Genomic DNA, 19111 nt, shown 5'->3' with positions numbered 1-19111 from the left:
GTGCACCCCCTCTACCGACCCTGATTTCCAGCCAGACCCGAAGGACACAACATGTTTCGCACCATGATGAAGTCGAAGATCCACCGCGCCACCGTGACCCACGCCGACCTGCACTACGTCGGTTCGGTCACCGTGGACCAGGACCTGATGGACGCCGCCGACCTGCTCGAGGGCGAGCAGGTGTGCATCGTGGACATCAACAACGGCGCCCGTCTCGAGACCTACGTGATCGCGGGTGAGCGCGGCTCCGGGGTGATCGGGATCAACGGTGCGGCAGCGCATCTGGTTCACCCCGGCGACCTGGTCATCCTCATCGCCTATGGCGTGATGAACGAGCAGGAGGTCCGCGACTACCAGCCGCGTGTGGTCTTCGTCGACGCCGACAACAAGGCCATCGAGCTCGGTGCCGACCCGGCCCATGCCCCCGAGGGATCTGGCCTGATCACGCCGCGGATGCTCTCCACCCTCGAAGACGCCTCGGCGCTGGTGTAGCAGTGCTGCTCACCGTCGACGTCCGCAACACCAACATCTCACTCGGGTTGTTCACCGGCGCGGGTGACCACTCGAAGTTGGTGCGGGACTGGCGGATGCGCACGGATCCGCGGATGACGGCGGACGAGTTGGCCTGGATGCTGCGTGGCCTGCTCGGGGAGAGCGTGGACCAGATCGTCGGGGTGTCGGCACTGTCGACCGTTCCGTCGGTGCTGCGGGAACTGCGGGTGATGCTGTCCCGGTACTGGGAGCACGTCCCGCACGTGGTGGTCGAGCCCGGTGTGCGAACCGGGGTGCCGCTGCTGGTCGACAACCCGAAGGAGGTCGGGGCCGACCGGATTGTCAACAGTCTTGCCGCGCACCACCTTTACGGGGGACCGTGCATCGTCGTGGACTTCGGGGTCGCGACCTGTGTCGATGTGGTCTCGGCGAAGGGCGAGTTCCTGGGTGGTGCGATCGCGCCCGGTCTGGAGACCTCGACGGACGCGCTCGCCTCGCACTCGGCGGCGCTACGGAAGTTCGAGTTGGTGCGTCCGCGGGCGGTGGTCGGCAAGAACAGCGTCGAGTGCATGCAGGCCGGTGCGATCTTCGGGTTCGCCGGGTTGGTGGACGGTCTGGTGCGACGGGTGCGCGCCGAGGTGCCGGCGTTCGCGGGCAACGACGTGAACGTGATCGCCACGGGGGAGAGCGCCCCGCTTGTGATGCCGGAGTCGGAGACCATCGCGCACATCGAACGGGACCTCGCGCTCGAGGGGCTGCGGATCGTCTACGAGCGCAACCAGGCCCGACGGGCCGCGAAGCACCCGCCGGTCGGCTGACAGCCGATGGCAGGAGGGTTTGCCAATCCGGAGTTCTGTGCAACACTGGTTGCCGTGAATCGCCGCATGGTTGCTCAGGAGTGTTGTCGAGGCTGAACGCCGCCTCGATTCGTTGAGGCACGTCACAACGGCCTTGACCAATTCACCCTCCTGGAGTCTCTCCCATGCTTTCCACATCTGTGGTCTCTTCTTTGGTGCCATCACCAGTCAACGCGCTGTCCTCACCGAGCCGCCTGCGGCCGGCTGACCTGCTGCGCATCACCGATCAGGGCGCGCAGGACGTGCTCGACGGCCGCTTCGCCGATCTGCTGCCCGGTACCGGGTCGTGGCCGACGGACGAGCGCTGGTCCACCCGCCTGCACGCCGACGATGACGTCGACGTCTGGCTGATCAGCTGGGCGCCCGGCCTCGCGACCGAACTGCACGACCATGCCGGATCGCTCGGTGCGCTCACCGTACTGAGCGGTGTGCTGGCCGAATACCGTTGGAGCGGTGGTGAACTGAAGTACCGCACGCTCGACGCGGGCGATCAGGCCTCGTTCCCGCTCGGCTGGGTGCACGACGTCATGCAGGCCCCCGGCGACGCCGTTGCTCCGACGCTGAGCGTGCACGCCTACTCGCCGCCGCTCACGGCGATGTCCTACTACGAGGTGACCGATCAGGGCACCCTGCGACGTACCCGCACCGAGCTGACCGATCTCCCGGAAGGACAGTCGGCATGACCATCGACGAGATGCTCGAGAAGGCCCGCCGCAGCTACCGCCGCATGTACGTGTTCGAGGTCGCCGAGGCCGTCGCCCGCGGCGCGATCGTCGTCGACATCCGGCCGCAGGCCCAGCGTGCCGCCGAGGGTGCGCTGCCGGGCGCGCTGGCGATCGAAAGGAACGTGCTCGAGTGGCGCCTCGACCCGGCGAGCAGCGCGCGCATCGCGCTGGCCGCCGATCACGACGTCGAGTGGATCGTGGTCTGCTCGGAGGGCTACACCTCCAGCCTGGCCGCCGCGGCGCTGCAGGAACTGGGTCTGCACCGGGCGACCGACCTCGTCGGCGGGTACCAGGCGCTCCGTTCCGCCGGCCTGCTCGGCGTCGCAACCAGGGCCCGGCACTACGTTCGGGAGGCCGCGGCCGTCGCCGCTCACTGAGGGCGCATTATGCTGGTCACCCGTGAGTGATGCAGCAATCCAGCCGGCCGATGACACCCCGAGCAGCTCCGGATCCGCCGAGAGAAGCGGGACCGGATCCTGGCGCAGGGGCAGGAGGCCTATCCGGTCTCGGTGCCGCGCACCCACTCGCTCGCGCAGGTGCGCGCGCAGCACCCTGACCTGGAGCCGGACACGGCCACGGGCACCGAGGTCGGCGTCGTCGGCCGGGTGATCTTCGTCCGCAACACCGGCAAGCTCTGCTTCGCGACGTTGCAGGAAGGCGACGGCACCCAGCTGCAGGCCATGATCAGCCTGGCGTCCGTCGGCGAGGACGCGCTGGCGGCGTGGAAGTCGGACGTCGACCTGGGCGACTTCGTCTTCGTGCACGGCGAGGTGATCAGCTCCCGCCGCGGTGAGCTCTCGGTGATGGCCGACGCCTGGCAGATCGCCTCGAAGTCGCTGCGTCCGCTGCCGGTCGCGCACAAGGAGATGAACGAGGAGTCGCGGGTCCGTCAGCGCTACGCCGACCTGATCGTGCGGCCCGAGGCGCGGGAGATGGCCCGCAAGCGCGTCGCGGTGGTCCGTGAGCTGCGCAATGCGCTCGAGCGGCGCGGGTTCCTCGAGGTGGAGACCCCGATGCTGCAGACGCTGGCGGGCGGCGCCGCTGCGCGCCCGTTCATCACTCATTCGAATGCCCTCGACATCGATCTGTATCTGCGTATCGCCCCGGAACTGTTCCTCAAGCGATGCGTCGTCGGCGGTATCGAGAAGGTTTTCGAGATCAACAGGAACTTCCGCAACGAGGGCATCGATTCGACGCACTCGCCGGAGTTCGCGATGCTCGAGACGTACGAGGCGTACGGCACCTACGACGATTCAGCGACGATGACCCGCGAATTGATCCACGAGGTGGCGCAGGCCGCCTTCGGGACCCAGCTGGTGACGCTCGCGGACGGCACCGAATACGACCTCGGCGGCGAGTGGAAGACGCTCGAGATGTACCCGTCGCTGTCCGAGGCGATCGGGGTGTCCGTCACTCCCGAGACGACCGTCGACGAACTGCTGGCCCTCGCCGAGAAGGTCGGACTCGAGGTGCCCAAGGACAAGGGGTACGGCCACGGCAAGCTCGTCGAAGAGCTGTGGGAGCACCAGTGCGGCGACCAGCTCTTCGCGCCCACCTTCGTGCGGAACTTCCCGGTGGAGACCTCGCCGCTGACCCGTCAGCACCGCAGCGAGCCGGGCGTGACGGAGAAGTGGGACCTCTACGTTCGCGGGTTCGAGCTGGCCACCGGCTACTCGGAACTCGTCGACCCGGTGATCCAGCGCGAGCGGTTCGTGGACCAGGCACGGCTGGCATCGGCCGGCGACGACGAGGCGATGGCCCTTGACGAGGAGTTCCTCGCCGCGATGGAGCAGGGAATGCCGCCCACGACGGGCACCGGGATGGGGATCGACCGCCTGTTGATGGCGTTGACGGGATTGGGTATCCGCGAAACTATCCTCTTCCCAATTGTGCGCCCCTCGGCTCGCTGACCTCTTTCAATTGCTAATTTGCTTTTCTCCGGTATTGCGTCCGTCGGAATGGGCGTAGACTCGTCGCAGCCGGCGCGGGGAAGCGCAAAATTGCAGTTCATTGAAAGGAAACTCGATCCATGGCGAAAAAGGTCACCGTCACCCTGATCGATGATGTGGACCAGGAAGCGGCCGCCGACGAAACGGTCGAGTTCGGTCTCGACGGCGTCACGTACGAGATCGACCTGTCGTCAGCGAATGCCGCTAAACTGCGCGAGCAGCTTGAGGTTTGGGTTTCCCACGCACGACGGTCCACCGGGCGTCGGCGGGCCAAGGCCGCGGTAGCAGGCGGCAAGAGTCGGGTGGCGATCGACCGCGAACAGAGTGCGGCGATTCGCGAGTGGGCGCGGCGCAATGGCCACAAGGTTTCGGCCCGCGGTCGTATCTCGGCGGAAATCACCGAGGCGTACAACAAAGCCAACTGATCTTCCTGAAGTTTTGTGCTCTCGTTTCGCCCGCCCCATCGCATGCAGGCTGTTAGCCTCGCGATCGGGCGGGCGGGCGAGGGAGCAACTCGAGGGGAGTGTCATGCGCTGGCGAATTGTGATCGGTTCATTGATTTCGGCGGCCGCGTTGTTCTGGAGCACAGGCGCCGCGGGCGCAGCGCCCCTTCCCGAACCCGATACCTTTCTTTCCGGCGTCATGCCCGAATTGACCAATCCTGGCGGATCGGCGCCCGGCAGCAATGACTGGTCGTGCCGGCCGACCGCGGAACATCCAACACCCGTCGTCCTGGTGCACGGCACCGCGGGCAATCGGCAGACCAACTGGGCCGCGTACGCGCCGATGCTGGCGAACGAGGGTTTCTGCGTCTTCGCCCTCACCTATGGCAACTTCCCCGACCTCCCGGCGCCGCTGAGCGGGATCGGCGGCATGCTCCCCATGGAGGAGAGCACCGAGCAGCTCGCGGCGTTCGTGGACCTGGTTCTCGCCACGACCGGCGCCGACAAGGTGGACCTGGTCGGCCACTCCCAGGGCACCGTGGTGGCCAACAACTATGTGAAGTTCGGTGGCGGGGCGACCAAGGTCGGCCGGATCGTCTCGTTGGCGCCGCCGTGGGACGGGACCTATGGGGTCGATGGTTTCAGCCTCGGCGCCGCGCTGCGCGGGTTGGGCGTCGACGACGAATTCCAGCTCGGATTCCCTGTATGCAAGGCCTGTCCCGAGATGATGCACGGCTCGGGATTCGTGGACCGCATGCGGTCCGGCGGCCTGTACGTGCCGGGTATCGAGTACACCAACATCGTCACCCGCTACGACGAGATCGTGGTTCCGTACACCTCCGGCATCGAGCCAGGACCGCAGGCGACCAACATCGTCGTGCAGGACGGCTGCGAACAGGACTACTCGGACCACCTGTCGATCGCGGGCGAGCGGCGGGCGCGGACGATGGTGCTCAATGCGCTCGATCCCGCGCATCAGCGCGAGGTGCCCTGCGTGTTCGTGCCGCCCGTCGCAGGCTGAGCCCTTCTCCCGATCGACTGCGCACACTCTTTGGCAAGGTCGCACACGCGTTGGGTGCCCGATCGCTGTGCGAACTTGGGAAAAGGTGCGCGACCGACGTCGCATCTGCCCCTGTTCGCTGCTGGCGTAGAGCTGACGGGAAACGAAACCCCTGGCTGCTGCGTTAGGACCAGTAAGCAGGCACACTGTCCCGCAGTGAATGGGATGGAGGCGGCGCAGGTCGTACCACTGGCCACTAGAGTAGAGGTGCGGCTCGTGGATTCCGTGTAGGGATCTACCCCAAGAAGAACGTGAGGGAGAGCGATGTTCGAGAGGTTCACCGACCGCGCGCGGCGCGTTGTTGTCCTGGCCCAAGAAGAGGCCCGGATGCTCAACCACAACTACATCGGCACAGAGCACATCCTGCTCGGCCTCATCCACGAGGGTGAGGGCGTGGCGGCGAAGTCGCTGGAGTCGTTGGGTATCTCCCTTGAAGGCGTGCGCAGCCAGGTGGAAGAGATCATCGGCCAGGGCCAGCAGGCCCCGTCCGGTCACATCCCCTTCACCCCGCGCGCCAAGAAGGTGCTGGAGCTGAGCCTGCGCGAGGCGCTGCAGCTCGGCCACAACTACATCGGTACCGAGCACATCCTGCTCGGCCTCATCCGTGAGGGCGAGGGCGTGGCAGCCCAGGTGCTGGTCAAGCTGGGCGCCGACCTGAACAGGGTCCGTCAGCAGGTCATCCAGCTGCTGTCCGGCTACCAGGGCAAGGAACCCTCCGAGGCGGGCGGCACCCGCGGCGAGGCGGGCACCCCGTCGACGTCGCTGGTCCTCGACCAGTTCGGCCGGAACCTGACCCAGGCCGCCCTCGAGGGCAAGCTCGACCCGGTCATCGGCCGCTCGAAGGAAATCGAGCGGGTCATGCAGGTGCTCAGCCGCCGGACCAAGAATAACCCGGTCCTCATCGGTGAGCCCGGCGTCGGCAAGACCGCGGTCGTCGAGGGCCTGGCACAGGCCATCGTCAACGGCGAGGTCCCCGAGACGCTGAAGGACAAGCAGCTGTACACCCTCGACCTGGGTTCCCTGGTCGCGGGCAGCCGCTACCGCGGTGACTTCGAGGAGCGCCTGAAGAAGGTGCTCAAGGAGATCAACACCCGCGGCGACATCATCCTGTTCATCGACGAGCTGCACACGCTGGTCGGTGCGGGCGCGGCCGAGGGCGCCATCGACGCGGCCTCGATCCTCAAACCCAAGCTGGCCCGCGGCGAGCTGCAGACCATCGGTGCGACCACCCTCGACGAGTACCGCAAGTACATCGAGAAGGACGCCGCCCTCGAGCGCCGGTTCCAGCCGGTCCAGGTCGGCGAGCCGACGGTCGAGCACACCATCGAGATCCTCAAGGGTCTGCGGGACCGCTACGAGGCGCATCACCGCGTCTCGATCACCGACGGCGCGCTGGTGGCCGCGGCCACCCTGGCCGACCGGTACATCAACGACCGCTTCCTGCCGGACAAGGCGATCGACCTCATCGACGAGGCGGGCGCCCGAATGCGCATCCGCCGGATGACCGCGCCGCCGGACCTGCGCGAGTTCGACGACAAGATCGCCGACGCGCGCCGGGAGAAGGAGTCCGCGATCGACGCGCAGGACTTCGAGAAGGCCGCGAACCTCCGCGACAAGGAGAAGCAGCTGGTCGCCCAGCGCTCCGAGCGGGAGAAGCAGTGGCGTTCCGGTGACCTGGACGTCATCGCCGAGGTCGACGACGAGCAGATCGCCGAGGTCCTTGGCAACTGGACCGGCATCCCGGTGTTCAAGCTCACCGAGGAGGAGACCACCCGTCTGCTCCGCATGGAGGACGAGCTGCACAAGCGGATCATCGGCCAGGAGGACGCCGTCAAGGCGGTCTCCAAGGCGATCCGCCGCACCCGTGCCGGCCTGAAGGATCCGAAGCGTCCGTCCGGTTCGTTCATCTTCGCCGGCCCGTCCGGTGTCGGTAAGACCGAGCTGTCCAAGGCGCTGGCGAACTTCCTGTTCGGCGACGACGACGCGCTCATCCAGATCGACATGGGCGAGTTCCACGACCGCTTCACCGCCTCGCGGCTGTTCGGTGCCCCTCCCGGGTACGTCGGCTACGAGGAGGGCGGCCAGCTCACGGAGAAGGTCCGGCGCAAGCCGTTCTCGGTGGTGCTGTTCGACGAGATCGAGAAGGCGCACCAGGAGATCTACAACACCCTCCTGCAGGTGCTCGAGGACGGCCGTCTCACCGACGGTCAGGGCCGCACTGTCGACTTCAAGAACACCGTGCTGATCTTCACCTCGAACCTGGGCACCTCGGACATCTCCAAGGCCGTCGGGCTGGGCTTCTCGTCAGGAACGGGCAGCGAGTCGAACTACGAGCGGATGAAGCTCAAGGTCAACGACGAGCTCAAGAAGCACTTCCGGCCCGAGTTCCTCAACCGCATCGACGACATCATCGTCTTCCACCAGCTGACCAAGGATCAGATCATCCAGATGGTGGACCTGATGATCGGCCGCGTCGAGAAGCAGCTGAAGAACAAGGACATGGACATCGAGCTGACCGAGCAGGCGAAGTCGCTGCTCGCCAAGCGCGGGTTCGATCCCGTCCTTGGTGCGCGGCCGCTGCGTCGCACCATCCAGCGCGAGATCGAGGACCAGCTCTCGGAGAAGATCCTCTTCAACGAGCTCGGTGCCGGCCAGATCGTCCTGGTCGACGTCGAGGGCTGGGACGGCGAGAGCTCCGGCGAGGACGCGAAGTTCACGTTCACCGGTAGCCCGAAGCCGGTCAAGGTGCCCGATTCGCCTGCGGAGGCGCTGGCGGGTGCAGGCGAGGCCCCCGTCGAGGGCGGTTCCGCCGACTAGGTTTCACAGACGACAAACGCCCCGCGAGCGAGAGCTCGCGGGGCGTTGTCGTGTCTAATGCGGAATTCGCGGCTCAGGAGAGCGGCGTCACCGGGAAGGGGAGATCCGAGGATCCGCCGCCGTCGTCGACCTTCACCTCGACCAGAACCGTCTCGATGCCGCTGTTCGCGACGTCCTGGCCTGCCGCATAGGCGCGGGTGCCGTCGAATCCGAAGTCGTTGTCGGAGATCAGGATCAGCCGGTTGCCGTGCATCGCGGCGCCCTCGATCTTGCCGGGCACACCTGCGACGCCTGCGAGGTTCGCGAACAGCGTCTTGTCGGCGCTGGTGATCAGCGCGCGGCTGGGGTCCAGGTCAACGGCGTGGAAGCGGGCCTCGGTGTCGGTGCGCTCCTCGACGAGGACCCGGGTCTGCGACAGCGGGATCAGCGCCGAGATCTTCAGGTCGCGGCCCCTGGTGCCCGCGGCGAAGGTGGACGGGTCGTCGAACTGGTACCCGAACTCGTGCACGGTGGCACGGGTCGCGGTGTCGAAGGTGAGCAGCTCGGTGACGGTGCGGTCCTTGTCGCCGCTGACCACGAGCGAACTCTGCAGCGCGACGGCGACGGTGTGGCCGTCCGGGAGCAGGGCGATGTCCTCGAAGCCGCGGTTGGCCTTCCGGTCGGCCAGGCCCGCGGGGAGGCTGCCGGTCACCGGATAAGCCACACCGGCGCCGGCATAGTCGTCCTCGAGGCCGGCGGGCACGTGCCGGGCGACGACGCGGCCCTTGGCGTCGGCCTCGACGATGGAGGGGCCGTATTCGTCGACCAGCCAGAAATGGCCGTCCGGGGTGCGGACCACGCCCTCAGTGTCGAGTCCGTTGGGGTTCAGGGGGAGCGGTGTGGCGGCGTCGGCGGCGTACGGCTTCTCGTCGCGGGGGAGGTTCGAGAGTCCGGTGACGGGTGCGCCTGCGGGAGTGGTCAACGGCAGCGTCTCGAGCACGGCGATCCGGTCGCCCACGACCCGGATCCGGACCAGCGCGGGGGTGAACTCCGGGACGACGAAGGTGCGTCGGTCCGAGCCGTCCACCTTCACCTCGCCGTTCGGTCCACGATCGGTGACGGTCCAGTACTCGTTTCCACCGACGGGGAAGATCCCGCTGCCGATGCCGCCGAGGATGACGCCCCGGTCGTCGGTGATCTGTCGTTCGACGTCGGAGAGCGGGGTGGCGGGCAGCGTCGCGGACGACTTCACGATCGGGGCCGCAGGCGGCGCGGCGGAGGCGGGTGCGGCCGCGACGGCGGCGAGGACCGCGGCTGCCGCCGCGGTCAACATGGTTGTGTGGGTGCGCATGAGGGCTGAACCTAGGGCGGCCGGGTGACCATCAGCCGTCGGCCGGGCGAACATCGGGGTTGTGGTGGGTCATCTCGGTCGGGTCGTGATCTCGTCCGCCTGGTCGTCCGGTGCCGGGCCGGTCAGGAGGTGCTCGATGACGGGACCCGCCCACCGCGTGATCTCTGCGTGGCCGGCCTCGGCTATCCCGGGGGTGGCCAGCACGTAGCGGGCGGTGGCCAAACCGATGATGAACGAGCCGACCATGCCGATCCGCCGGGCGGGTTCGTCGGGGGTGACCACCGACAGTGCGGGCGCCACCTGGGTGATGAAGACCGCTCTCATCGTGGCCGCGGCGCTCTCGCTGGTCATCGCCGAGCGGAGTAGGGCGAGGAAGGTGCTCTGGCCCTCCCATACAGCGAAGAAGCGGGGCAGCAGGACCTCTGCCAGCATGTCGGGTCGCACGCCGCGCAGGTCCGGGAAATCGAGCGTGACGTGGGCTGCCGCTGCGAACAGGTCCTTCTTGCTGCCGAAGTAGCGAATCACCAGCGCGGGATCGATTCCCACGTCTGCCGCGACGGCCCGCAGGGTGGTGCGTTCGAATCCGTCCGCGGCGAAGCGAGCCCTGGCAGCGGAGAGGATGTCCGCGCTGGTCTGTTCGGCGTTCCTGGCGCGGGTGGGTCCGGTATCGCCGACGCTCGTGCTGGTCATTCCCCGAACCTATCCCGCGAGATCGGATAAGTCACCGAGCGTGGACTTGCGGTGTCGAGCGGCGTACCGTCTATGTCAACGGACGGTGACATAGCGGGAGCGCGAGTCATGGAACAGGTCGATGTGGTTGTGGTGGGCGGTGGCCCGACGGGCCTGACGATCGCGGGAGATCTGTCCCGCGCCGGACGTGAGGTCGCCGTCCTGGAACGCTGGCCGCAGATCAATCCGTCCAGCCGGGCCTTCGCGACGATGGCCCGCACGCTGGAGGTGCTCGACAGCCGCAACCTGGCGGAGGATCTCCTCGAACTGGGCACCACCATTGCCGAGGTGCACCTGTTCGCAGACGCGACACTCGACCTGGCGCGGCTGCCGTCGCGATACCGGTATGCCCTCATCACCCCCAGACCAATGTGGACCAGACCCTCCTGCGGTACGCCTGCGAGCAGGGTGCCGCGATTCACCGTGGCACCGAAGTCGTTGGCCTGGTAGAGGAATCCGACGGTGTCACCGTCACCGCCCAGCCCAAGGGCGGCGGCGCCACCCGAGCCTGGCGGGCCCGTTACGTCGTCGGTGCCGACGGCGCCCACAGCACCGTCCGCGAGTTGCTCGGCACACCGTTCCCCGGTAAGACCGTCCTCGAGTCCGTCGTCCTCGCGGACGTCCGTCTCGCGAACGGCCCAGGGGGCGGCGGGCCCGTTCTCGGCAGCACCGCGAACGAGTTCGCGTTCCTCGTGCCGTACGGCGACGGCTGGTATCGGTCCGTGACGTGGGACCGCAACCACCAGCTCCCGGACAGCGCCGGTGTGGAGCCAGGCGAGGTCGAGGAGGTCCTCGACCGGACCCTTGGCCGTGCGGTCGGCGTCAGCGAGATCAGCTGGCGGTCGCGGTTCCACTGCGACGAGCGGCAGGTCGAGAACTATCGACACGGACGCGTGTTCCTCGCAGGCGACGCCGCCCACGTGCATTCCCCGATGGGCGGACAGGGCATGAACACCGGCATCCAGGACGGCGCCAACCTGGCCTGGAAACTCGACCTCGCACTCGGCGGCGCCGATGACGCGATCCTCGACACCTACCAGTCCGAGCGACACCCGATCGGCCGCCGCGTGCTGTTCCAGAGCGGCGCGATGATGCGGGCCGTGACGCTGAAGCCGGCCCTGGCGCGGTGGGCCCGCGACCTCCTCGCGCCGAGGATCCTCCAGATCCGGCCGATCTCGAACCTGATCGCAGGCGCCTTCTCCGGCGTCACCCTGCATTATCAGCACGGTCGCGGGCAGCACTCGCTCGTCGGCACCCGCGCCACCGAGGTGCCGCTGCGGCGGGGTCGGCTGACCGAAGTGCAACGCACCCCTGGTTTCGTGCTCGTCCGTCGGCGCGGTGCGACCCGCCGCGACACCGACGTCCTCCAAGCCGAACGAACCGACGCCGGACCCGATCTGCTGGTGCGCCCCGACGGATACATCGCGTGGGTCGGGACCACGGCAGGCGACAGCGGCTGGCGCGCGGCGCTGCGTGCGTGGACGGGTGCAGCGGCCTAGGAGCCGATCACGCCGAGATCGACGCGGTGACTCGTCGACTCGTTCGTCCTCGTCGCGCGAGCGCGATCGCGAAGGCAGCGGTGCCGACCAGCACGAACAGGCCGGTGTCCCCGGCCAGGTACTCGTTGACGACGACGGGGCGGTCGGTGGTGATCACGTAGGTGGCGAGAACCGCGAACGAGGCGTTGTGCGCGAAGTGCGCGAGGACGGCCGGCCACACGCTGCCGGAGCGAATGCGCAAGTAGCCGAACAGGAACGAGAACGCGACCACCGTGCCGCCGAACAGCATGAGCACGACGGCGCGCTGCCCCTCGGCGTGGTAGTACGGGGTCAGCAGGATGTAGGGGAGGTGCCAGCAGATCCACACCACGCCAACCACGAGCATCGCCCGCCGCTCGCCGAGGAACTCCAGGCGCGGCTGCAGGTATCCCCGCCAGCCGATCTCCTCGGCGAACGCGAGGATCGGCCCCGTGATGCAGAGGACGAGCGTGGACTGCAGCCAGTCCCCCGAAGGGGCGGTGAGGCTTCCGGCGCCTGTCAGCGAGACGCCGACGATCGCGAGTGCCGACACCCCCGCGGTCGCCAGCAGCGCGAAGGGCCAGTACCGCAGGCCCAGTCGGGTCATGCCCAGCGGGCGCCACCCGGCGCGGCGGTAGCCCTCCCGCGTGACGATCAGCATCATGACCAGCACCACCAGCAGGGGTGAGAAGGCGAGCAGCAGTCCCTCGGCGATGTTCGCGGTGCCGAGCGCGAACGCCAGGACGAGGGCGATGTAGACGATCGCCGCGGTGCGATCGGGCAGGCGTGGGAACACGCGGGACCTACTTTCGGGAGACCGACCGGCTCAGCCTCGCGCGGGTGCGCCTCCTGGGGCATCCACCCCGGAACTGATCTTGGTCGCCCCGGTCTCCTACCGTGGGCCCAGTGACGGGGGCATCGGGCCCGGTGCCGCACCTGTACTCGTGATGACGACGACGTGGGCGGCCCACCGCGTCCTGTCCGACCCGAACAGCGCCGTCTCCTGCCGGGCCCAGCGGTCCCAGTGCGGCCGGAACATGTCGCCGTCGCGCCGCAGGGCGCGCCGCATCCGCTCGTCCGGGTCGGCGTCGACCCACACCCGCACCGCGTAGTACCCCCGAGCCCTCCCGGTGGTCGCGCCCGCACCCTCGACGATCAGGTATCGGTGGCGGTGGACCGCGCGCCATTCCGCGTATCCGCCGCGATGCCAGTCGTAGCGCCGATAGCGCGGGACCCGGCCGCGCCCGGCGGGGGAGAGGACCCACCGCACCAGCCGGGGAACGGCAGCGGCAAGGCCGTCCCAGCCGGGGTAGAGGTCGTCCATCCGGACGACCGGCGCGTCGTCCAGTGCCGCGGCGACCCGTTCGGCGAGGGCGGATTTCCCGCCGCCCGAGGGGCCGTCGATGCCGACCAGGACCGGCCCTCGCCCCGCAGCCTCCTCCTGTGGGCGGCGCGCGCCAGCGCCACGATCCGGGTGGCACCGCCGGCAGGAACCGGGGTTGTCGGATCGTCATCGGGGTCATGAACAGCACGTTATGCCGTCGTCGTGGTCAGTGATCTCTGAGCCGGTCGAGGGGGTTGAGGCGTAGGGGGATCCGCATCCCGCTGCGCCACAGCACGGCGACCGTCGATCGGGGCCTCACCCGGCTCTCGTGCCGGGCGAGCTCGCCGAATTCCGCGCCCAGCCCGTCGCGGGGGAGCGTCGCGATGACGGAGCGCAGCACCTCCGGCGCCAGGTCCCGAACCCGATACCCGGCGACGTCGAGGTGCGCGGCGTCGTGCAGCAGGGCGGCCTCGGGGCCGTGTCCGGTGGGCGTGCGCGGGTCCATGTGGCGCGCGATCGCGGTGGCCACCGTCTCCGCCGAGGCGGCGGGGGCACCACGGGCGACCACGAACCGCCTGGCCTCCTCGGCCCCCAGCAGAGCGAAGCAGCCGACGTGCGGGTCGGCGGGCGTGCCCAGTGCCGTGTCGTGCAGGATGCACGCGACGAACAGTGCCTCGGGGTCGGGTTCGAGGCCTTCCACCGCGCGAAATCGCATGGCCCACTGCCAGCACCGCAGGCTGTGCGCGAGGACACCGGGGCTGAGCACGTCGCGGGCGTGCTCGAGCGCCTCCCTGGCCAGGGCGGAATCGGGCGGGTCGACCAGCGCAGGGATCGCCGGGCCGGACTTCGGCACTCCCGCCAATTGGCTTGGCAGCGCACGGGTCTGGATGGTGGCCGCCTGCAGCATGACCCGGAGCCGGTCCGCCCGGCCCAGTTCACCTCTGAGCATGTGCCGACTCCTTCAATCTGCGGGCGCCGTCCGCCCGGGCCATCTCGATGAGCGCATCCGCGCTGCCGCGGGAGATCGTGCGGCGAAGCTCGAGGCTGAGCACCCCGTTGACGGTCGCCCAGGCCAGCAGCACGATCTCCTCGGTGCCGGGCAGGGTCGAACCGATCGCCGACACCAGTTCGCGAGTGATCCCGATCAGCGTCGCGTCGATGCGCGTTCGGGCCTGCGCCACGACCTCGGAATCCCGGTCGTCGACGTCCGTCAGGCCGAGGATCCGGAAGGCCAGCGGTCGGGCGCGATGGAACGCGACGTACGCGTCGAAGGTCGCCAGGAGCCGGTCCTCGGCGGTGTCGCCGGTCATCGCCTCGCGCATGCCCTCCGCGTGCTCGCTCGCCGTGCGGCAGGCGAGGGCGGCGTACACGTCGGACTTGCCGCCGGGGAAGTTCGCGTAGATAGAGCTGAGCGCGACGTCCGCCTCGTTCGCCAGGGCATCGACGCTCGTGGCGCGGTAGCCGTCCCGGGTGAACAGCAAATCCGCGGCGTCGAGGACGGCCGTGTGCGTGCGGCGGCGCCTGCGGTCGGCAGGCGGGTCTAGGCTCATGACAGAAACCGTAGTACAGTTCCGAAAACGTAGTCAAACTCTGATTGAGGGGTGAGGGTCATGTCCGAGGCAACAATCCAGGCGCCCACCACGGGCTCCGAGGCGATGCGGCTGTTCCTGCCGCATTCACCCTTCGTGCAACACCTCGGTATCGAGCTCATCGACATCGGTGACGATCACGCACGCCTGCGCATGCCCTTTCGCGAAAACCTGGTCACCGTCGGCGAGATGGTCCACGGCGGCGCGCTCGCCGGGTGCATCGACATCGGGATCATGGCCGCGGCGTGGGCCGGGCCGAGGGTCCCCGAAAAGCTGCGGGGCGTCACCGTCGCCATGTCGATCCAGTTCCTGGAGCCGGCGTTCGCCGAGGACGTCGACATCATCGGAACGCGCGTGCGCCAGGGCCGCCGGCTGAGCAGTTGCTCCGTGGACATCGTGACCACGGGCGGCGGCACGCTGGTGGCCAAGGGCATGGGGACGTATCAGGTCGGCTGAGCGGCGGCCATTCCCGCCGGTGGTGTCATTCGCGTTCGAACCGCTCCCGCACCGCCTCCATCTTCGACCGCAGTTCGTCCTGGTCGATGATGCCCAGGTCCAGCAGGGCGTGCGCGGTCACCACCGCGGAGCGCGCGCGGACCGGGAAATCGAGGTAGATGGTCTCGCCGAGCTCGTCCTCGGCCTCGCGTCGCTCCAGGTTGTCGAGCGCCCCACGCCAGGACAGGCATTCGCAGGTGGCCTGCATGCTCGATTCCCACGGCGCCGGCTTCCCGTCCAGCTCGGGCAGGCTCGACTCGCGCCGCGATCCGGGCTCGAGCGTGTCGAACAGCACCCGGTATCCGTCGCTCATCACGCACCTACCTTCGACGGGGGCTCGGAGGCGGTCCAGTCGACCTGGGGCAGCGCGACCCCGATCATGGTGTCGCGGGTGACGATGGCGGCGAGCTGTTCCTCGGTCCATCCCTCGGTGCCCTCGGGCCGCATCGGCATCACCATGAACCGCGACTTCTGGTTCGAGTCGTGCACCCGCACCTCGACCTCGGGCGGCATGTGTAACCCGAACTCCGCGAGCACCTCTCGCGGCCAGCGGACCAGGCGCCTGCGATAGTTGGGGGTGCGATACCAGTCCGGCGACATGCCGAGGACCGGCCGCGGATAGCAGGAACACAGGGTGCAGACGATGACGTTGTGCACCGTCGGGGTGTTCTCCAGGACGTAGAAGTACGTGTAGTCGCTCGGGGTCCCTGACCCGGTCGGGTCCCGCCAGTCGATGCCGACCTCCTTGCAGGTCTCGGTGCCGTCGGCGAGCAGCCGCGCCTTGAACTCCGGGTCCGTCCAGGCCTTGGCCACCAGCCGCGATCCGCCTGCTGGACCGACGGACTCGGCCCACTCCGAGAAGCGCCGGTGGTCCTCCGCCGAGAACAGGCCCTTCTCGATCGCCAGTTCCCGGACGGCCGTCTCCAATATCTCGAACTCGCTGATCTCTCCGGACTCCTGGATCGGTGCGTGGTGATCGTGCGTCTGGCTCACTTCGGCTCCTCCTCGGCGGGTTCCAGCCACCGCTCCGAGCACTCGGTCTCGAGGGTGTCGTCATCGAATCCGGTGTACTTCGGCCACAGGTCGCGCTGCCGGAACCGCACGACGTAGAAGGGTTCCTTGCGGCCGTCCTCGCGTCCCCACGCCTCGTCCTCGGGGATCACCCACTCCGGGCGGTGCTCGACCACCACCCCGGTCCGGCCGCGGGTGTACGCCTGGGTCCTGGTGTGGAACATCGAGGTCGCGTCCTTGACCGTGACGCGGTCTCCGATCTGGAACTTCGTCATGATGCCGCCTTCGTGCGGGCCCGCACCTCGTCCAGCTTGGCCGACAGTTCGTCGGGGGTGATCAGGCCCTTGTTGATCAGGGTCTTCGCGGCGACGGTGGCCCAACGGGCGTAGTAGGGGAGCCCGAAGTAGAGCGTCGCGCCGAGGTCGTTCTCCGCCCGGCGCCGCTCCTCGGAGTTCCACACGCCGCGCCAGCCCAGGCATTCGCAGGTGACGTAGGTGCTCATCTCCCAGGGCTCTTCGACCTTCTCCTTGTACTCGATCGGGAGGTCGGGTTGGCCGCCGACGTCGTGGAGGACGTGCCGCAACGCCGCGAACATCTCGTTGGAGAGCTCGTAGGGCGAGTCGAGCGGATTGCGGTAGACCGGTGCGATATCCGCGACACGAGTCTGCAGTGCGTCGAAACTGTTCGGTGAACTCATCGAGGTCTCCGTGGTTCGTCGAGCCGGCCGATCTCGTCTGTTGCCGCGGCTAGTGGCAGGGCAAGCCGAGCAGGTGACGGCCGTCGTGCATCAGTTCGTGCATGTACATGCCGGTGCGTGAGATCGCGCCCTGGTCGAATCCGACCAGGTAGAGGGTGAGCAGCGCGAGCAGGATCACGCCGACGGTGAGGGTGATCGCGCGCAGCGACTCCGCTGTCCCGCTTGGTGAATGGACTAGAGCCATGGTTCCTCCTGGTGACGGGACGTCCCGTGATCCAGCTGAAGCTCGGCGTGTGCCCGCGACACGGGGCCAGTGATCCCCGTCACGTTTTGCCGCATTCTGAGGCTACACCGCGGGTCCGCGCCGATCCCGGCTTTTTCGGGGAGTCCCGAAGAGGGATGTGGGCGCGCCGACGCTGCAGCGGCCCGATCTTGGTGTGAACTTGGCGGGTGGCGATCACTACCCCCGGCGACCGGCCCACGCGGGCCCCGTTCGTCCTGCTCTCGCTCATCATCGTCGCCGCTGTGGCGAACCTGAACCTCGCGGTTGCGAACGTCGCGCTACCGGACATCGGAAAGGCGTTCGACGCCAGCCAGACCCAGCTGAACCTGATCGCGGTCGGCTATTCGGTCGGTCTGGCCGCGTCGGTGCTGTACCTCGGTGCCCTCGGCGACCGGTACGGCCGCAAGACGATGCTGGTGCTCGGCATGGTGTTGTCGATACCGGCCAGCCTGGTCGCCGCCTTCGCGCCGAACGTCGAGGTGCTGTTCCTGGCCCGGCTGTTCGGCGGCATCAGCGCGGGGCTGGCCTTCCCGACCACGCTGGCACTGATCACGGCGCTGTGGTCCGGCGCCGCGAGGACCAAGGCGATCGCGCTGTGGTCGGCGATCGGCGGCGGCATCTCGGCGCTGGGGCCGCTCGCATCCGGGGCGTTGCTGCAGTGGTTCGAGTGGGGCTCGGTCTTCTTCATCACGCTGCCCCTGGCGTTGATCGCGCTCGTCCTGGCGATCACCTTCGTGCCCAGCCATGTCAACGAGTCGACCGATCCCGTCGATCATCTCGGCGGCATGGTGTCCGTCGTACTGGTCGCCGCACTGGTCCTCGGTATCAACTTCGCGCCGGTCGACGGGATGGGCGCGACCGCGGTGGGGCTGCTGATCATCGCGCTGGCGGCAGGCGCGGTCTTCGTGTTCCGGCAGCTGCGGGCGCCCGCACCGCTGTTCGACCTGCGGATCGCGAGTCGACGGATCTTCTGGGTGGCCGCGGTTGCGGGCATCGTGGTGTTCGGAACCCTGATGGGCACGATGTACATCGGGCAGCAGTTCATGCAGAACGTGCTGGGATATTCGACGCTCGCGGCGGGATCGGCAGGGCTGCCGGCAGCCGCGGTGATGGTGCTGGTCGCGCCGCAATCGGCAAAGCTGGTCGAGTCCCACGGTGCCCGGCTCACCCTGCTGCTCGGGTATACGGCCATCGTGGCGGGACTCCTGGTGGCGCTGCTGCTGTGGAAGGAGGACGCGCAGTACTGGAAGATCGCGCTCGGCTACATCTTCCTCGGCATCGGGGTGGGGCTCGCGGGGACGCCTGCCTCCCGGTCGCTGACCGGCTCGGTGCCGGTGTCCCGGGCCGGGATGGCCTCGGGCACGGCCGATCTGCAGCGCGACCTCGGCGGCGCCATCGTGCAGTCCGTGCTCGGCGCGCTCCTCACGGCCGGCTACACGGCCTCGTTCACCGCGGCGATCAACGCGACGCCGGAGGCGAGTCAGGTGAGCTCGGAGGTGGAATCCACCCTGGAGAAGTCGTTCGCGGGCGCCGCGAACATCGCGGAGCGGTATCCGCAGTACGCGGAGCCGATCATGAGCGCCGCGCGTTCGGCCTTCCTCGACGGCGACACCAAGGCCTATGCGGCGGCGATCCTCATCGTGCTGGTCGGCGCCGCCCTCGTCTTCTTCGCGTTCCCGAAGCGCGATGAGGAACGAAACCTGCTGGCGCGCTACCACGAGACGGACACCGCCGCGGAGCAGTCGAGCGGCGCGCAATAGCGCCTGCGACCGGTGTGCCGGATTCGGGTGTTC

The 19111-nt window shown here is 68.3% G+C and carries 21 protein-coding genes and 2 pseudogenes; 12 read left to right on the top strand and 11 right to left on the bottom strand.

Going from position 1 to position 19111, the window contains the following annotated elements:
• The first annotated feature begins 51 nt into the window (after positions 1–51).
• The 8 genes and pseudogenes from panD (at position 52) to BTZ20_RS23295 (ending at position 8343) form a co-directional block, all read left to right on the top strand.
• Positions 52–492, top strand: a complete 441-nt coding sequence (panD, locus tag BTZ20_RS23330) for an aspartate 1-decarboxylase (protein ID WP_027500490.1) — start codon at positions 52–54, stop codon at positions 490–492.
• A 2-nt stretch (positions 493–494) separates the two neighbouring features.
• A complete protein-coding gene (locus BTZ20_RS23325) occupies positions 495–1310 on the top strand; it encodes a type III pantothenate kinase (protein ID WP_077042987.1) in 816 nt (271 codons plus the stop codon).
• 164 nt (positions 1311–1474) lie between these two features.
• Positions 1475–2032: a cysteine dioxygenase gene (locus BTZ20_RS23320; protein WP_083742809.1), complete on the top strand. Its 558-nt coding sequence runs from the start codon at positions 1475–1477 to the stop codon at positions 2030–2032.
• Positions 2029–2451 carry a rhodanese-like domain-containing protein gene (locus tag BTZ20_RS23315; RefSeq protein WP_077042985.1) on the top strand — a complete coding sequence of 141 codons (423 nt, stop codon included), beginning with the start codon at positions 2029–2031 and terminating at the stop codon, positions 2449–2451. The genes BTZ20_RS23320 and BTZ20_RS23315 overlap by 4 nt, the downstream gene beginning before the upstream one ends.
• Before the next feature lie 22 nt (positions 2452–2473).
• Positions 2474–3984 (top strand): annotated as a pseudogene (lysS, locus tag BTZ20_RS23310) (lysine--tRNA ligase).
• 119 nt (positions 3985–4103) lie between these two features.
• Entirely contained in the window at positions 4104–4448 is a 345-nt protein-coding gene (locus BTZ20_RS23305; protein ID WP_027500495.1) for a histone-like nucleoid-structuring protein Lsr2, read from the top strand.
• Between the two features lie 103 nt (positions 4449–4551).
• Positions 4552–5487: an esterase/lipase family protein gene (locus BTZ20_RS23300; RefSeq protein WP_077042983.1), complete on the top strand. Its 936-nt coding sequence runs from the start codon at positions 4552–4554 to the stop codon at positions 5485–5487.
• Positions 5488–5790: 303 nt separating this feature from the next.
• On the top strand, positions 5791–8343 hold the full coding sequence (locus BTZ20_RS23295; protein ID WP_077042982.1) for an ATP-dependent Clp protease ATP-binding subunit: 2553 nt from the start codon (positions 5791–5793) through the stop codon (positions 8341–8343).
• A 73-nt stretch (positions 8344–8416) separates the two neighbouring features.
• On the opposite strand, the gene BTZ20_RS23290 is transcribed toward BTZ20_RS23295, so the two are convergent.
• A complete protein-coding gene (locus BTZ20_RS23290) occupies positions 8417–9673 on the bottom strand; it encodes an esterase-like activity of phytase family protein (RefSeq protein WP_223263482.1) in 1257 nt (418 codons plus the stop codon).
• A 69-nt stretch (positions 9674–9742) separates the two neighbouring features.
• A complete protein-coding gene (locus tag BTZ20_RS23285) occupies positions 9743–10363 on the bottom strand; it encodes a TetR family transcriptional regulator (protein WP_077042980.1) in 621 nt (206 codons plus the stop codon).
• A 72-nt stretch (positions 10364–10435) separates the two neighbouring features.
• Here BTZ20_RS23285 and BTZ20_RS29990 point away from each other — a divergent pair.
• Together BTZ20_RS29990 and BTZ20_RS29985 are read left to right on the top strand one after the other, a co-directional pair.
• Positions 10436–11415: pseudogene (locus BTZ20_RS29990) on the top strand (FAD-dependent oxidoreductase); the annotation flags it as partial.
• Positions 11416–11490: 75 nt separating this feature from the next.
• Positions 11491–11901, top strand: coding sequence for a hypothetical protein (locus BTZ20_RS29985; protein WP_411269168.1), 411 nt, complete (start codon positions 11491–11493; stop codon positions 11899–11901).
• 7 nt (positions 11902–11908) lie between these two features.
• Here BTZ20_RS29985 and BTZ20_RS23275 read toward each other — a convergent pair whose 3' ends face one another.
• The 4 genes from BTZ20_RS23275 to BTZ20_RS23260 all read right to left on the bottom strand — a co-directional run bounded on the left by BTZ20_RS23275 (position 11909) and on the right by BTZ20_RS23260 (position 14793).
• The gene (locus BTZ20_RS23275) at positions 11909–12715 is read right to left on the bottom strand and encodes a CPBP family intramembrane glutamic endopeptidase (RefSeq protein WP_077042979.1); all 807 of its coding nucleotides are present in this window, start codon (positions 12713–12715) and stop codon (positions 11909–11911) included.
• A gap of 96 nt (positions 12716–12811) precedes the next feature.
• On the bottom strand, positions 12812–13243 hold the full coding sequence (locus BTZ20_RS23270; protein WP_223263481.1) for a hypothetical protein: 432 nt from the start codon (positions 13241–13243) through the stop codon (positions 12812–12814).
• A 226-nt stretch (positions 13244–13469) separates the two neighbouring features.
• Complete coding sequence (locus BTZ20_RS23265) at positions 13470–14192, bottom strand: HD domain-containing protein (protein WP_077042978.1); 723 nt, start codon at positions 14190–14192, stop codon at positions 13470–13472.
• Complete coding sequence (locus BTZ20_RS23260) at positions 14179–14793, bottom strand: TetR/AcrR family transcriptional regulator (RefSeq protein WP_077042977.1); 615 nt, start codon at positions 14791–14793, stop codon at positions 14179–14181. The genes BTZ20_RS23265 and BTZ20_RS23260 overlap by 14 nt, the downstream gene beginning before the upstream one ends.
• A 60-nt stretch (positions 14794–14853) precedes the next feature.
• Here BTZ20_RS23260 and BTZ20_RS23255 point away from each other — a divergent pair, with 60 nt between their 5' ends.
• The gene (locus tag BTZ20_RS23255; RefSeq protein ID WP_077042976.1) at positions 14854–15288 is read left to right on the top strand and encodes a PaaI family thioesterase; all 435 of its coding nucleotides are present in this window, start codon (positions 14854–14856) and stop codon (positions 15286–15288) included.
• A gap of 25 nt (positions 15289–15313) precedes the next feature.
• On the opposite strand, the gene BTZ20_RS23250 is transcribed toward BTZ20_RS23255, so the two are convergent.
• Genes BTZ20_RS23250 through BTZ20_RS23230 form a run of 5 tightly spaced genes read right to left on the bottom strand, consistent with a single transcriptional unit; the run spans position 15314 to position 17279 of the window.
• On the bottom strand, positions 15314–15643 hold the full coding sequence (locus tag BTZ20_RS23250; protein ID WP_083742808.1) for a ScnB: 330 nt from the start codon (positions 15641–15643) through the stop codon (positions 15314–15316).
• Positions 15640–16320, bottom strand: a complete 681-nt coding sequence (gene scnC, locus BTZ20_RS23245) for a thiocyanate hydrolase subunit gamma (RefSeq protein ID WP_077042974.1) — start codon at positions 16318–16320, stop codon at positions 15640–15642. The genes BTZ20_RS23250 and scnC overlap by 4 nt, the downstream gene beginning before the upstream one ends.
• The gene (locus tag BTZ20_RS29980; RefSeq protein ID WP_083742807.1) at positions 16317–16613 is read right to left on the bottom strand and encodes an SH3-like domain-containing protein; all 297 of its coding nucleotides are present in this window, start codon (positions 16611–16613) and stop codon (positions 16317–16319) included. Before BTZ20_RS29980 ends, scnC begins: the two co-directional genes overlap by 4 nt.
• Positions 16610–17035 (bottom strand): SH3-like domain-containing protein, encoded by a 426-nt coding sequence (locus BTZ20_RS29975; protein WP_077042973.1) that lies wholly within the window; start codon positions 17033–17035, stop codon positions 16610–16612. Before BTZ20_RS29975 ends, BTZ20_RS29980 begins: the two co-directional genes overlap by 4 nt.
• A 49-nt stretch (positions 17036–17084) precedes the next feature.
• The gene (locus tag BTZ20_RS23230; protein WP_077042972.1) at positions 17085–17279 is read right to left on the bottom strand and encodes a CbtB domain-containing protein; all 195 of its coding nucleotides are present in this window, start codon (positions 17277–17279) and stop codon (positions 17085–17087) included.
• Positions 17280–17485: 206 nt separating this feature from the next.
• Between BTZ20_RS23230 and BTZ20_RS23225 the strand changes: the two genes are divergently transcribed.
• Complete coding sequence (locus BTZ20_RS23225) at positions 17486–19078, top strand: MFS transporter (RefSeq protein WP_077042971.1); 1593 nt, start codon at positions 17486–17488, stop codon at positions 19076–19078.
• Positions 19079–19111: the final 33 nt, after the last annotated feature.

The organism is Rhodococcus sp. MTM3W5.2 (assembly GCF_001984015.1).
GTDB classification, from domain to species: Bacteria; Actinomycetota; Actinomycetes; order Mycobacteriales; family Mycobacteriaceae; genus Rhodococcus_G; species Rhodococcus_G oryzae.
The sequence above is the reverse complement of the archived record's forward strand: the minus strand, read 5'-3'. Positions and strand labels throughout refer to the sequence as shown.